Source organism: Pseudomonas sp. CCI1.1 (assembly GCF_034348165.1).
Lineage (GTDB): Bacteria > Pseudomonadota > Gammaproteobacteria > Pseudomonadales > Pseudomonadaceae > Aquipseudomonas > Aquipseudomonas paracarnis.
The window spans coordinates 1470301-1484288 of sequence record NZ_CP133780.1 but is presented as its reverse complement, the minus strand read 5'-3'; the positions used below and the strand labels follow the sequence as shown (position 1 = coordinate 1484288).

At 60.9% G+C, this 13988-nt stretch carries 10 protein-coding genes; 9 read left to right on the top strand and 1 reads right to left on the bottom strand.

Annotation, left to right across the window (positions count from 1 at the left end; all coding sequences use genetic code 11):
• Positions 1-146 precede the first annotated feature (146 nt).
• From RHM69_RS06425 to RHM69_RS06385, 9 genes are all read left to right on the top strand, one after another.
• Entirely contained in the window at positions 147-1427 is a 1281-nt protein-coding gene (locus tag RHM69_RS06425) for an alkane 1-monooxygenase (protein WP_014718291.1), read from the top strand.
• Between the two features lie 125 nt (positions 1428-1552).
• Positions 1553-2047, top strand: a complete 495-nt coding sequence (gene praA, locus RHM69_RS06420) for an alkane oxidation protein activator PraA (protein WP_014718292.1) — start codon at positions 1553-1555, stop codon at positions 2045-2047.
• 134 nt (positions 2048-2181) lie between these two features.
• Positions 2182-2667, top strand: coding sequence for an alkane oxidation protein activator PraB (praB, locus tag RHM69_RS06415; protein ID WP_014718293.1), 486 nt, complete (start codon positions 2182-2184; stop codon positions 2665-2667).
• A gap of 141 nt (positions 2668-2808) precedes the next feature.
• Complete coding sequence (locus RHM69_RS06410) at positions 2809-4254, top strand: outer membrane protein transport protein (RefSeq protein WP_014718294.1); 1446 nt, start codon at positions 2809-2811, stop codon at positions 4252-4254.
• 217 nt (positions 4255-4471) lie between these two features.
• Positions 4472-6982: an acyl-CoA dehydrogenase gene (locus tag RHM69_RS06405; protein ID WP_137270549.1), complete on the top strand. Its 2511-nt coding sequence runs from the start codon at positions 4472-4474 to the stop codon at positions 6980-6982.
• Positions 6983-7133: 151 nt separating this feature from the next.
• Positions 7134-8477 carry a 3-oxoacyl-ACP reductase gene (locus tag RHM69_RS06400; protein WP_200600409.1) on the top strand — a complete coding sequence of 448 codons (1344 nt, stop codon included), beginning with the start codon at positions 7134-7136 and terminating at the stop codon, positions 8475-8477.
• 3 nt (positions 8478-8480) lie between these two features.
• Positions 8481-9371, top strand: coding sequence for a MaoC/PaaZ C-terminal domain-containing protein (locus RHM69_RS06395; protein ID WP_200600407.1), 891 nt, complete (start codon positions 8481-8483; stop codon positions 9369-9371).
• A complete protein-coding gene (locus tag RHM69_RS06390; RefSeq protein WP_038450000.1) occupies positions 9368-10666 on the top strand; it encodes an acetyl-CoA C-acetyltransferase in 1299 nt (432 codons plus the stop codon). Before RHM69_RS06395 ends, RHM69_RS06390 begins: the two co-directional genes overlap by 4 nt.
• Positions 10667-10697: 31 nt before the next feature.
• Positions 10698-12401 (top strand): AMP-binding protein, encoded by a 1704-nt coding sequence (locus tag RHM69_RS06385; protein ID WP_032903188.1) that lies wholly within the window; start codon positions 10698-10700, stop codon positions 12399-12401.
• A gap of 114 nt (positions 12402-12515) precedes the next feature.
• On the opposite strand, the gene RHM69_RS06380 is transcribed toward RHM69_RS06385, so the two are convergent.
• Positions 12516-13631 (bottom strand): Gfo/Idh/MocA family protein, encoded by a 1116-nt coding sequence (locus RHM69_RS06380; RefSeq protein WP_200600405.1) that lies wholly within the window; start codon positions 13629-13631, stop codon positions 12516-12518.
• Between the last annotated feature and the right edge of the window lie 357 nt (positions 13632-13988).

Genomic DNA, 13988 nt, shown 5'->3' with positions numbered 1-13988 from the left:
ATTTCAATGTGTAATTTGAAATTATTTTTGAAATGCCTAAGAGCGAATAAAATAATGAAAAAAACGCCTTTTATCGCATGCATGATTTCTCGCAGCAGTCAGCGCACCGCTGCCGCATTGCCTACCGAATGTGTGCGGAGGCTGCCATGAACCAGACTCTGGCAGCTGCGACCGTGTGGGCCGACGGCAAACGCCACCTGTGGTGGCTGGGCATTATGCCGCTGGCGACGCCCTTGCTCTCCGGCGCCCTTGCCATCACCACAGGCGTGCAACAACTGTGGTGGGTGGGCGTGCTGGTGATCTTCGGCTTGATCCCGCTGATTGACGGCCTGCTCGGCGAAGACGTCAGCAACCCGCCCGAATCTGCGGTCAGCCACCTTGAATCCCAACGCTACTACCGCTGGATCGTCTACACCGGCGTGCTGTTTGTGATTGCCTCGGTGGTGATCACCGGTTGGCTCGCTGCGGGCGGTATCGACTGGATCATCAACGGCGGCCTGTTGCGGGCCACGGCCACCCTGGAACCCTCGAACTGGCTGGCCAGGACCGCCGCGTTCATCACCGCACGCACTGAACTTCACGGTGCAGTCAGCTGGTTGACGTATGTGGGCATGGCCATGTCCACCGGGGCCGCCACCGGCATTGCCATCAACACCGCCCATGAGCTGGGGCACAAACCCAAGCCCTTGGAAGTGTTCCTGGCCAAGGTCACCCTGGCGCCGACCTTCTATGGCCACTTTTACACCGAACATAACCGTGGCCATCACGTGCGGGTCGCCACGCCGGAAGACCCGGCCAGCTCGCGCCTGGGTGAAAGTTTCTGGGCATTCCTGCCGCGTTCGGTGTGGTTCAGCGCTGTGTCGGCCTGGAACCTGGAGCGCGAACGCCTGCGCAAACTCGGCCTGCCGGCCCTGCACTGGAAGAACGCGGTGCTCAGCGCCTGGATGTATAGCGTGGTGTTGTGGGGCGCAATGATTGCCTGGCTGGGGGCGGCGGTAATTCCGTTCCTGATTATCCAGGGCATCTACGGGTTCTCGTTGCTGGAAGTGGTGAACTATGTCGAGCATTACGGCCTCAAGCGTCAGAAGTTGCCCAATGGTCGTTATGAACGCTGCTCGCCGCGTCACTCGTGGAACAGTAATCGGATTGTCACCAATATCTTTCTGTTCCAGTTGCAACGGCACTCCGATCACCATGCCAACCCCACGCGCAGTTATCAGTCGCTGCGTCATTTTGATGAGTCACCGCAACTTCCCTATGGCTACGCCAGCATGATTGTCTGGGCTTATGTGCCGTACTTGTGGCGGCGTCGCATGGACCATCGTGTACTGAATCACTATGCCGGCGATATCAACCTGACCAATCTTCAGCCGTCAAAGCGTTTGAAGTATCTGGAGAAGTACAGCGGTAGTGCCAAGCCGTTTTGAGATGAAGTAAGCCTTCAGGGTGTACTCGGGATCTGTGTATCGCGCAGGTCCTTGTCGCCCGGCGTTTTGAGTGCAAGAACCTGGTTTGACCCTACAACAATAATTTCAAGGGAAGGACGTACACCATGCAAAGTTCTGCCAAGTTCACCGCCCACATCCTGTTGGCGGCCATGGGTTTGATTGCTTACCACCAGGCTCAGGCTGCGCGTATCGAACCTGCTGGCAGTGCCTTCACTGCCCAAGGACCTATCAGCTTTTCCAAAGGCAAGCTCATCAGTGCCGACTGCACCATCAAGGTAGCCGGCAAGGTTGCAGCCGATGGTTCATCGGTGAATGTCGACAAAGTCGAGTTCGACGGTGGCCTCAAGTGCAGCCGTGTCGAAGCCATCAACTTGCCTTGGGTGTTAATCGCCAAAGATACAAAAAGCGGCTCCATGTCGAAGATCAGCGTAGACGTGCATGCCTTTGGCCTGGGTGGCAAGTGTGGGCCGTCGACGGCCGACGGTACTTGGGATAACGCCACCGGCAAGTTGGAAGCCGCCGATGTTGCGATTGGCGAAGACTGCAAGATCAAGACGGTGTCGATCAAGATGCCGCCCAACTTCAAAGTTGTCGAATAACACGTTCCGACAGTTGTAGCGGTAAATGCATTGAAATTTGGCTGGAAAGGGAAGTTCTGCAGTTTCACCGTGACCTCTCGATCATGGCCATTACCCCTGGCGAAATGAATCGCCATAACATGTGAGGAAAAACAATGAAAAGCTTGAAAACCCTCGTTTGTGCAACTTCGTTTGCTCTGTGCTTTGGTGCCGCCTCCATGGCGAGCGCGGCGTCCGTTTCTCCAGACGGTCCGTTCTCGACTAATGCCGGTACCATCGTGGTGAAGTCGCCCTCATCCTTCGGTGCGGCAGTGACTTGCGGCATTACCTTTACCGGCAACGTTAGCGGTGGCGTGGCTTCTATCAACGGTGCGTCCTTGACCGGCGGCGGCCTGTGCGCACTGCCCACGCTGACTAACCTGCCTTGGGTTCTTACCGCAGCGACGGGCACCACCGGCACCGTGACCAACGTAGGCTACAAAATCTCCTCGATTCCGGCCACTAACTGCGGCCCTACCACCATTGCCGTGGCGTGGACTCCTGGTACCAAAACACTTTCGGCCACCAATCAGTCGCTGACCGGCAACTGCACCGTCGTATCGCTGAATGTTGTTGCCCCGACGCTGACGGTTAACCCGTAAGCATGTGACTCCAGAGGGCTGATCACCCGTGAAAGGCCGATGCCTCATGCGAGGCATCGGTTGGGCAGGGTACTTACGGTGTGCCTGCGGCCACACGACCCACCGGCAGGGGCCGGGCGAAATAATAATAAGGAGCAGCGCATGAATAATAAGAAACAACACGCTCACACGTTACTGGGGTTGGCGCTGTTGGGAGGTTTGATGACCACGGGACATGTGCAGGCGGGCGGCTTCTCCACGCCAACCTACGGTGCGCCTGGCTGGGGCCGTGCGTTTGGCGGCGGTTCATTGTTCAAGAACGACCCCAGTGCCGCGTACAACAACCCGGCGGCCATGGCGTTCATCGATTCAACTATCGCGCAGCAGACTGTCGATTATGCCCGGGTCAAGATCAAATATTCGGGTCAGGCTTTTGACCACAACGGTAATCCTGTGACCAATACGCCGGTATTGGATGATCAGGGCAGCATGGGCGATCCGACGCTCAATAACAATAACGGGGGGCAAGGTGGCTTTACCGCGTGGCTGCCAACCGGTTTCCTGGTGATCCCAATCGGCGACCGCTTTGCGTTTGGCTTGAGCCAGGTGGTCCCCCAGGGCATGAGAACAACTTGGAACGAAGACTCCAAGCTGCGGGATTTTGCAGTCGACACCAAAATTGAGACCGTTGGCCTGACAGGCTCACTGTCGTTCAAGGTCAATGACCAGTTTTCGGTCGGCGGTGGCGCCATCGTCCAGCGCAGCCAGGGATTTGTCAGCCAGAACGTCGACTTGCTGGCAGCGGCGGACGTCTCTCCCGGACTCGGCGGGACCGGCTTTCCGACCGGTGTAGGGCATTCGTTGATGCGTGTGAAAGTCGATAATATCTCGGTCGGTTGGTTTGGCGGTGTGGTATGGAAGCCGACGGCGCAAGACACACTGGGCTTGAACTATCACGCCAAAATCAAAAACAAGATGACCGGCAAATACAATGTCTATACGGATGCTATCGGTCGCAACGCGATGACCAATCCTATTGGACCGAACGGCGAAACATTGGTTGAAATGGCGTATCCGGGGCTGAAGCTTTTCCCGGACGGGGCGCATGCCAGCACTCAGTTGGATATTCCGGCTACTGCGGCGATTGACTGGGTCCACCAGTTCAATGATCGCTGGACATTAGGTGTCAGCGCCCAGTGGACTGAATGGTCTTCGTTCAAAGACCTGACACTCAAGTCGCAAGGCTCGACTATTGTTGCCATCCCGTACAACTACAAGAACGCCTGGATGACCTCGATCGGTGGCGACTATAAAGCCACTGACGAACTTACCCTGCGTGCCGGTGTAGCTTACGACCAGACACCTACCCGTAACTCCACGCGTGACCCCCGGATCCCCGACGGCGACCGCTATTTCTTGGCGTTTGGTGCCGGTTATGACATCAAGGCTGTGCCTGGTCTGTCAGTGGATGCCGCGTATTCGCACCAATTCGTCCAGAAGGTCAATCTGAAGACCAAGAACGTTGATCGTCTCGGAGCCGCCCAACTGGACGGCAAAGCCGAATCGTCAGGTGATGTGGTCAGTCTGTCGGCTACCTACAAGTTCTAAAGGGCACGTGGAGCAGTTGTCGAGCAGGGTTCCCAGTGCACCTGGAGACCCTGCCGGGGCTGTTTAGGCTGTTCTGGTTTCTTATTCCACAAGGCTGAGTCGTTCAGCCTGATTTTTTTCGTCAACACACTAAATAAAAATTTCAAAACATTATTTGAATTTATGATTTGAAGTTTGTAGTGTGGTTTTACGCCCTGAATCAAGTAGAGGTATCCCCATGCTTATCTGGTTATTGGTGGGTCTCGCCGCCGCGATTGCCCTGGCGTATCGACAAGCCGCCGCCACCCTCTGGCTGGGCGCTGGCCTGGTCTGGTTAGCGGCGGGTTATCTGTTCAACGCGGTGGCCGTGCCGGGCATTACCCTGGCGGCGGTATTGGTGGTGGTGCCCGCCTTGGTGCTGGCAATCAAACCCCTGCGCCGCAAGTTGCTGACTACCAAGGCCTTGGGCCTGTTTCGTACGATCATGCCGGCAATGTCCGATACCGAGCGTGCGGCCATCGAGTCCGGCACGGTGTGGTGGGATGCCGAGCTGTTCAGCGGCAAACCCGACTGGCAGCGCCTGCTGCAAGCCGCGCCGGCCAGCCTGAGCGCCGAGGAGCAAGCTTTCCTCGACAACGAAGTCGAAACCCTGTGCGACATCGCCAACGACTGGGAAACCACGCAAGTCTGGCAGGACATGTCCCCCGAGGGCTGGCAGTACACCAAGGAGGCCGGGTTCCTCGGCATGATCATTCCCAAGCAGTACGGCGGCAAAGGCTTCTCCCACTACGCCCATTCTCAAGTGGTGATGAAGCTGTCGACACGTTGCTCGGCGGCAGCTATTTCGGTGATGGTGCCTAACTCCCTGGGGCCGGCCGAGCTGCTGCTGCATTACGGCACCGACGCTCAGCGCAACTACTACCTGCCGCGCCTGGCACGCGGTGACGATATTCCGTGTTTCGCCCTGACCAGCCCGTATGCCGGCTCCGATGCCGGCGCGATCCCTGACCTGGGCATCGTCTGCAAAGGCATGCATGAGGGCGAGGAAGTACTGGGTTTCAAAGTGACCTGGGACAAGCGCTACATCACCCTCGGCCCGATTGCCACGGTGCTGGGCCTGGCGTTCCGCGCCGAAGACCCGCAGGGCTTGCTTGGCGCGCCAGGTTCCCTGGGCATTACCTGTGCGTTGATCCCCACCTCCCATCCAGGGGTAAACAGCGGCCGGCGTCACTGGCCGTTGAATGCGGTTTTCCAGAACGGTCCTACTACCGGCAAGGATGTGTTCATTCCCTTGGAGTGGGTGATCGGTGGTCGCGAACAAATCGGCAACGGCTGGCGCATGTTGATGGAATGCCTGGCGGCAGGCCGGGCGATTTCCCTGCCATCGGCCAACGTCGGCCTGGGTAAAGTGGCGGTGCGCGGTACCACAGCCTATGCGGCGATGCGCAAGCAATTCGGCCTGCCCATCGGCAAGTTCGAAGGTGTACAGGCGCCGCTGGCGCGCATGGCCGGGCATCTGTATGCCTGTGATGCGGTGCGCAAGGTGTCGGTGGCATCCCTGGACGCCGGCGAGAAACCGTCGGTGATCTCGGCCATTGCCAAGTACCACGTCACCGAGCGGGCGCGCATCATCGTCAACGACGGCATGGACATCGTCGCCGGCAAAGGCATCTGCATGGGCCCCAATAACTTCCTCGCCCGTGCCTACCAGCAAAGCCCCATCGCCATTACGGTGGAAGGTGCGAACATCATGACCCGCTGCCTGATCATCTTTGGCCAGGGCTTGATTCGTTGCCATCCCTACGTGTTCCGCGAGATGGAAGCGGCGCGCAACCCCGACCGGCGCAAGGCCCTGGAAGACTTCGACAGCGCAATGTTTGGCCATGTGAGTTTTGTCGTGGCCAACACTGTACGCGCAGCGGTGCATGCCCTAACCGGCGGACGCCTGATTGCGGCCCCGGCCAAGACCGACTCGGCGCTGGCTGCCTACTACCGCCAGGCCAATCGGCTGTCGGTGGTGCTGGCGCTGATCTCGGATATTTCCATGGGCGTGCTGGGCGGTGCCCTCAAGCGCAAGGAAAGTATTACCGGGCGCCTGGGGGATATTTTGTCGCAGTTGTACATCTTGTCTTGCGTGCTCAAGCGCTTCGAGGATGACGGCAGGCCCCAGGCGGACTTGCCGCTGGTGCACTGGGCGGCCCAGGACGCCTTGTTGCGCGCCCACGAAGCCTTGGCCGAAGTGCTCGACAACTACCCTTCAAAGCCCGCAGCAGCAGTGGTGCGGGCGTTGAGTTTTCCGTTTGGCATCCCGCAGCGCAAACCGTCGGATCGCCTGTTGGCGCAGGTGGCGGAGGTGGTGCAGACCCCTGGCGAAACCCGCGACCGTTTGCTGGCCAACTCCTACATTCCCCGTCCGGAAGTCGACAAGCTGGCCTACGGCGAATTGGGTTTCCGTTTGCTGCCCCAAGTGGAGCTGATCGAGGCGCGGCTCAAGCCCGCCATCAAGCAAGGTCTGCTCGGTCCGCTGCCGATCTCTGCCACGGCCTTCACCGACTGGCGCGTGAAGGCGCGGGCGCTGGATTTGATCAGCGACGACGAAGACGCCTTGCTGGCGCGCTATGTGGAATACGCCGACCACGGTATCCAGGTGGACGACTTTCCCCAGGACTTTGGTTTGCTGGAGGCCCTGCAGCAGCGTAAGCAGGCGCTCGAGCCGGTGGCCAAACGGCGCAGCGCTCCGGTCAATTAAGAGAACCCCGGTCCACCTGTGGGAGCTGGCTTGCCTGCGATGGCATCACCTCGGTTTGACTGATACACCGAGTCGTCGGCATCGCAGGCAAGCCAGCTCCCCCATTCGATCGGGTTTACAAGACAGCCATTGTGTTGTGAGTGGAACCTCTATGAGTGACAGCTACCTTTCGTTCGTCAATTCCCCCTGGGGCCGGCGTCTGGCCCAGGCGGTCGGCTTGCCGCAACCCTTGCCCCTGCAACGGCATCGCAGCGGCCAAGCCGGCCTGGCTAATCCTGTGATCATCGCCGGGGCAGGGCGCCTGGTGGCCTCGGTGCAGCGCGTGTTCAGCGCCACCGACACCGTCGCCGCGACCCCGGCGACGCTCAAGGCACCGTCCACGGTCAAGGTGCAAGGCGCGGTGTTCGACGCCAGCGGCGTGACCGACCTGCAGCAGCTGGATGAGCTCTACCTGTTCTTTCACAGCAACGCCAAGCGCCTCGGCCAGCATGGCCGGGTGGTGATACTCGGCACGGCACCCGAGCATTGCGACGACTTGCCCCAGGCCATCGCCCAACGCGCCCTTGAAGGCTTGGTGCGGTCGCTGGCCAAGGAACTGCGCCGCGCGATTACCGTGCAACTGCTGTACGTGGCGCCGGGCGAGGAAGACGCGCTGGACAGCAGCCTGGGGTTTTTCCTGTCGCGCCGCTCCGCCTATGTCTCGGGGCAGGTGGTGCGCCTGGAAAAACCGGTCGATGGCCACGCCGCCATCAACTGGGACAAACCCTTTGCCGGCAAACGTGCCCTGGTCACCGGCGCCTCCCGTGGCATCGGCCTGGCGATTGCCCAGGTGCTGGCGCGCGACGGTGCCCATGTGGTGTGTGTGGACGTGCCCCAGGCCCAGGAAGCCTTGCAGCAGGCGGCGACCAGCGTGAGCGGTTCGGCGTTGCCCCTGGATATCACCGCCGCCGACACCGCCTCACTGTTGCAAACCCACGTCAGCCAATACGGCGCCTTTGATGTGGTGGTGCACAACGCCGGCATCACCCGCGACAAGACCATCGCCAAAATGACCGAGGCCGCCTGGCGCAGTGTCCTGGCGGTCAATCTCGAAGCGCCGTGGCAGCTCAGTGAGGCTTTGCTCGACAGTCAGGGTTTGAACCCTGGTGGGCGCATTGTGTGCGTGTCGTCGATTTCCGGTATCGCCGGCAACCTGGGGCAGAGCAACTACGCGACGTCCAAGGCCGGGGTGATCGGCCTGGTACAGGGCCTGGCGCCGCGTGCGGCAGCCCGGCAGGTCACGGTGAACGCGGTGGCACCCGGCTTTATCGAGACCCAGATGACCGCGAAGATCCCGCTGATGATCCGCGAAGCGGGGCGGCGCATGAATTCGTTGTCCCAGGGCGGGCAACCCATCGACGTGGCCGAGACCATCGCCTGGCTGGCGCATCCGGCGTCGGGCGGCGTCAATGGCCAGGTGGTGCGGGTGTGCGGCCAAAGCCTGTTGGGAGCCTGACCGATGGACTACGTGACACAGATCATCGACCCACCGCCGTCGCGCACGCAGTTGTTGCTCGACGGCCTGCGCGCCTTGCGCAAACCCAAGCCCGACGGTGCGCCGCCATTGCCCACCGCACGCCTGGTGCGCAGCGCGGTGGAGCTTTCGTCGGCCGGTATCGCCGCTTACTCACGGGCGTGTGGTTTTCGTCGCGAGCAGGGCGTGCCATTGTCCTATCCCCATGTGCTGGCGCTCCCACTGCACCTCATGCTGCTGACTCGGCCAAGCTTTCCGTACCCGGCCAGTGGCATGGTGCACCTGGCCAATCGTATTCGTCAGCACCAGCGCTTGCACGAGGGCCAGGCGTTGCGCCTGGAGGTGTATTGCGAGCGCTGGGTGGCCCATCCCAAAGGGCAGGCGTTGAGCATTGCTACCCGTGCCTACAGCCAGGAAACCCTGGTGTGGGAAAGCGATAGCCTGTATTTGCGCCGTGACGTCAGCAATCCGGTGGGTGAACCCTGGAATGACCCTCTGCCACTGCAGGAAGACGGTCTGTTACGCACCCAGCGCTGGGTACTGCCCGCCGACCTGGGGCGACGCTTTGCCAAGGTCTCGGGGGATTTCAATCCCATTCACACGTCGGTCATCGGTGCCAGGCTCTTCGGCTTTCGTCGCGCCATCGCCCATGGCATGTGGACCCTGGGCCGCGCATTGGCAGCGCAACAGCCGCCCGGTGGCCTGGACCAGGCCGAGGCACATTGCGACTTCAAATTGCCGATCTTCCTGCCCGGCCAGGTCGCCCTGTGGCGCCACCCGGCGAGCGGGCCACGGCGCGAGTTCGAAGTGCGCAATTTTGTCGGGGACAGGCCCCATATGCGCGGGCTATTCATTTGGAAAGAGAGCCAGCAATGAGTGACTACAGTTTTACCCCGGCCCCGACCCGCCGCGTGGCGATTATCGGCGGCAACCGTATTCCATTTGCGCGCTCCAACACGGTGTATGCCCACGACAGTAACCAGGACCTGCTGGTCGCCGCCCTGCAAGGGTTGGTGGAGCGCTACAACCTGCACGGCCAACGCCTGGGCGAGTTTGCCGCCGGGGCGGTGATCAAGCACTCGCGGGATTTCAACCTGGCGCGCGAGGCGCTGTTGTCCACCACGTTGTCTGCGCAAACCCCTGCCTATGATGTGCAACAAGCCTGTGGCACGGGCCTGGAAGCCGCGCTGCTGGTGGCGAATAAAATCGCCCTCGGCCAGATCGAGGTGGGCATTGCCGGTGGCGCCGATACCACTTCCGACGCGCCCATTGGCATCAACGAATCCTTGCGCCATACCTTGCTCGCGGCCAATCGCGCCAAAAGCCTGGGCGACAAGCTCAAGGCCTTGATGAAAGTGCGCCCATCGATGCTGTTCAAACCATTGCTGCCGCGCAATGGCGAGCCGCGCACCGGGCTGTCCATGGGCGAGCACTGCGAAGAAATGGCCAAGCGCTGGCAGATCAAGCGCCTGGCCCAGGACGAGCTGACCCTCACCAGCCACCAGCGCCTGGATGCGGCTTATAAACGTGGCTTCTTCGACGACCTGATCAGCCCCCACCGCGGCTTGGCCCGTGACAACAACTTGCGTGCCGATATCAGCCTGGAAAAGCTCGCCGGCTTGTCGCCGGCCTTCGACCGCCAGAACGGCACGCTCACCGCCGGCAACTCCACGCCCCTGACCGATGGCGCCTCGGTGGTGCTGCTGGCCAGTGAAGAATGGGCAGCCGCCCATGGCTGGCCGGTGTTGGCCTACTTGCGCACGGGCGAAACGGCTGCGGTGAATTTTGTCGACGGCACCGAGGGCCTGCTGATGGCGCCGGCTTACGCCGTGCCACGCATGCTTGCGCGGGAAGGCTTGAGGTTTGCCGACTTCGATTTCTTCGAGATCCACGAAGCGTTCGCCGCCCAGGTGCTGTGCACGCTCAAGGCCTGGGAAGACCCGCAGTATTGCCGCGAGCGACTCGGCCTTGACGCCCCCCTGGGCGCCATCGACCGGGCCAAGATGAACGTCAACGGCGGCTCACTGGGTTGCGGCCATCCCTTTGCGGCCACCGGTGGCCGGCAGCTGGCGGCGCTGGCCAAGGCTATCCATGAACGCGGTGGCGGTCGCGGCCTGATCTCGATCTGCGCGGCGGGTGGGTTGGGCATCACCGCCATCGTCGAAAAGTAGCGCTATCAAAAACAACAATAAGGACACTGCGATGAACGCGATCAGCCTGGAACACACCGAACGCATCTGGTTGAACACATACCTGCCTGGCGTGCCGGCGGATATAGAGGCCGGGATCGAGGACTACCCGTCGTTGCGCGAAGTGTTCCTTGAGCACCTGGAAAAATTCCGTGAGCGGGTGGCCTACGTCAGCATCGGTACTGAAATGACCTATGCCGATTGGCGCACCCAGGGCATTGCCTTTGCCGCCTGGCTGCAGGACCAGGGCGTGAAGAAGGGCGATCGCGTGGCCCTGATGATGCCCAACTGCTTGCAGTACCCGATCTGCCTGCTGGGCACGATCCTGGCCGGGGCGGTGGTGGTCAACGTCAACCCGTTGTATACCGCCCACGAGCTCAAGCACCTGCTCAAGGACAGTGGCGCCGAAACCGTGGTGATCTTCGAAAATTTCGCACATACCCTGGAAAAAGCCATGGTCGGCAGCAGCGTCAAGCGTGTGGTGGTCGCGGCCATTGGCGACTTGCTGGGCACCTTCAAGGGCGCGGCAATGAACTTCATCCTGCGCAGCGTGCAGAAGCAGGTACCAGCCTTCAGGCTGCCCGGCTCGCTGCGTTTCAACCAAGTGCTCAAACAGGGCAGGGCCATGCACCATTTACCGGTCAGCCTGCACCGCGATGAACTGGCCTTCCTGCAATACACCGGCGGCACCACCGGTGATGCCAAGGGCGTGATGCTCAGCCACCGCAATATCATCGCCAACCTGCTGCAAGCCAAGGCCTGGGTCGGTGATCAGTTAAACCTGCACAAGCAGGAAACCAACGTGACCTTGCTGCCGCTGTACCACATCTTCTCCCTGACGGTGAACTGCCTGATGTTCATGTGCCTGGGCGGGCGCAATATCCTCATCGCCAACCCTCGGGACGTGAAGCGCGTGCAGATGATCCTGCGCAAGGAACGCTTCAATGGCATCGCCGGGGTGAACACGCTGTTCAATGGCTTGCTGGAAAACAAGGAGTTCTGTGCACGGGACTTTTCCGACCTGCGCCTGGTGATTGCTGGCGGCATGGCCACCCACACCGCGGTGGCCAAGCGCTGGAAGGAAGTAACCGGGCTGCCGATCATCGAAGGTTACGGGCTGACCGAGTGCTCGCCCGTGGTGAGCATCAGCCCCATCGATATTTCGCGCATGCGCGAAATGGAATTCACCGGCAGCATTGGCGTGCCGTTGCCCTCGACCTGGGTGCGCTTTTTACGCGAAGACGGCGAACTGGCGAATATCGGCGAGCAGGGCGAGTTGCAAGTACGTGGCCCGCAAGTGATGCAGGGCTACTGGCAACGGCCGAAGGAAACCGCCGAGGTGCTGGATGCCGAGGGCTGGCTGTCTACCGGGGATATCGGCGTGATGGACGCACGCGGGTATATCCGCCTGGTGGACCGCAAGAAGGACATGATCCTGGTCTCGGGCTTCAACGTGTACCCCAATGAAATCGAGGACGTGGTGGCCATGCACCCTGGGGTCGCCGAAGTGGCCGCCATTGGTGTGGAAGATGCGGTGACCGGGGAGAAAGTCAAGATCATCGTCGTGCGCAAGGACCCGAGCCTGACACAGGAGCAGATTCTTGCGCACTGCCGAGAGTACTTGACGGGGTACAAGCTGCCTAAATATGTGGAGTTCCGCACCATGGAATTGCCCAAGACCACGGTGGGCAAAGTGCTGCGCCGGGCCTTGCGCTGATTGAATGGTTCAGATGACCAAATGTGGGAGCGGGCTTGCTCGCGAAAGCGGCGGTTCAGGCACTGAATGTGCCGACTGACACAGCGTATTCGCGAGCAAGCCCGCTCCCACATTTTAAACCGTGCCCACTTTCACCCAGCGTTCCTCAAGGGCGGCCACTCGAATCGCCGTCGCCAGCCGCTCCACCTCCCAGGCCGCCTCAAAGTCCGTCCCCAGCGCCCCTTGGCCGGCCAGCGCCATGATCAACTCGTGCACTTCCAACGTCTTCAATTCGTTGTAACCCAACTGATGCCCCGCCGCCGGGCTGAATGCCGCATAGCCGGGCAGGGCAGGGCCAGCCAGCACGCGCTGGAAGCCGTCCTGGCCGATGCGATACAGGCGCAGTTCATTCAAGCGTTCCTGGTCAAACGCCAGCGTGCCTTGGGTGCCGCTGATCTCGAAACTCAGATGGTTTTTGTAGCCGTGCTTGAGCCAACTGCTGCTCACCGTGCCACGGGCGCCGTTGGCGAAGCGCAACAGGGCATGCACCTGGTCATCCACGGCAATGGCTTTTGAGGTTGGGCTGCCGGCAGTGGCGGGGCGCTGGCCGTGCACGGTCTGGGTGTCGGCACAGACATGAGTGACCTCGCCCACCAGATAGCGGGCCATCGACAGCAAATGGCTGCCCAGGTCAGCCAGGGCGCCGCCAGCGTGCTCCACTTCGCAGCGCCACGACCAAGGGGAGGCCGGGTCGGCCATGAAGTCTTCGCTGAACTCACCCTGGAAGCTGATGAGTTGGCCCAGTTCGCCTTGGGCGATCATCTGCCGCGCCAACACGATCATCGGGTTGTGCTGGTAGTTGTAACCCACCCGCGTTACCACTCCGGCGGTATGGGCGGCGCGGCGCATAGCGTCGGCTTGTTCAAGGCTGACGGCCAGGGGTTTCTCGCAATACACCGCTTTACCCACCGCAATCGCGGCCATGGCCATGGGGTAATGCAAGTGGTTGGGGGTGGTGATAGCCACGACATCGACCTTGGGGTCAGTGATCAACGCTTGCCAGTCGCCATGAGCCTGGGCAAACCCCCAGGCGCTGGCGCAACGCTGGGCGCGTTCGGTGTCGGCATCGGCCAGGGCGGCCAGCTTGAGCTGCACGGGCAGTTCAAATACCGCCCGAGCGTTGTTGAACGCCAGCGCGTGGGCGCGGCCCATGAAGCCTGTGCCGATCAAGCCGATTCCGAGTTCACGCATCGTCGTGGTCCTTTGGATTATTGTTTTCAGGAACGCCATTAATGGAATAAAAATTCACTAAATTCAATAGATGGAATAAAAATTCATTTCTCCTGATCGTTCCCACGCTCCGCGTGGGAATGCCGCCCGGGGCGCTCTGCGCCCCGCTGTTTGCGCGGTGAGGACGCAGAGCGTCAGGGGATGCATTCCCACGCGGAGCGTGGGAACGATCACGTGGGGCCATCATTTCAGCTGATGTAGCTATATTCAGCACATGGCCAAACGCCGCCAGTTAACAAAAGATAACGTAGCGCCGATTGTCAGACGATTCCAAAGCCCGATAGGATGGCCCCTGCTTCCTCCAGGCGCTCTAGATTG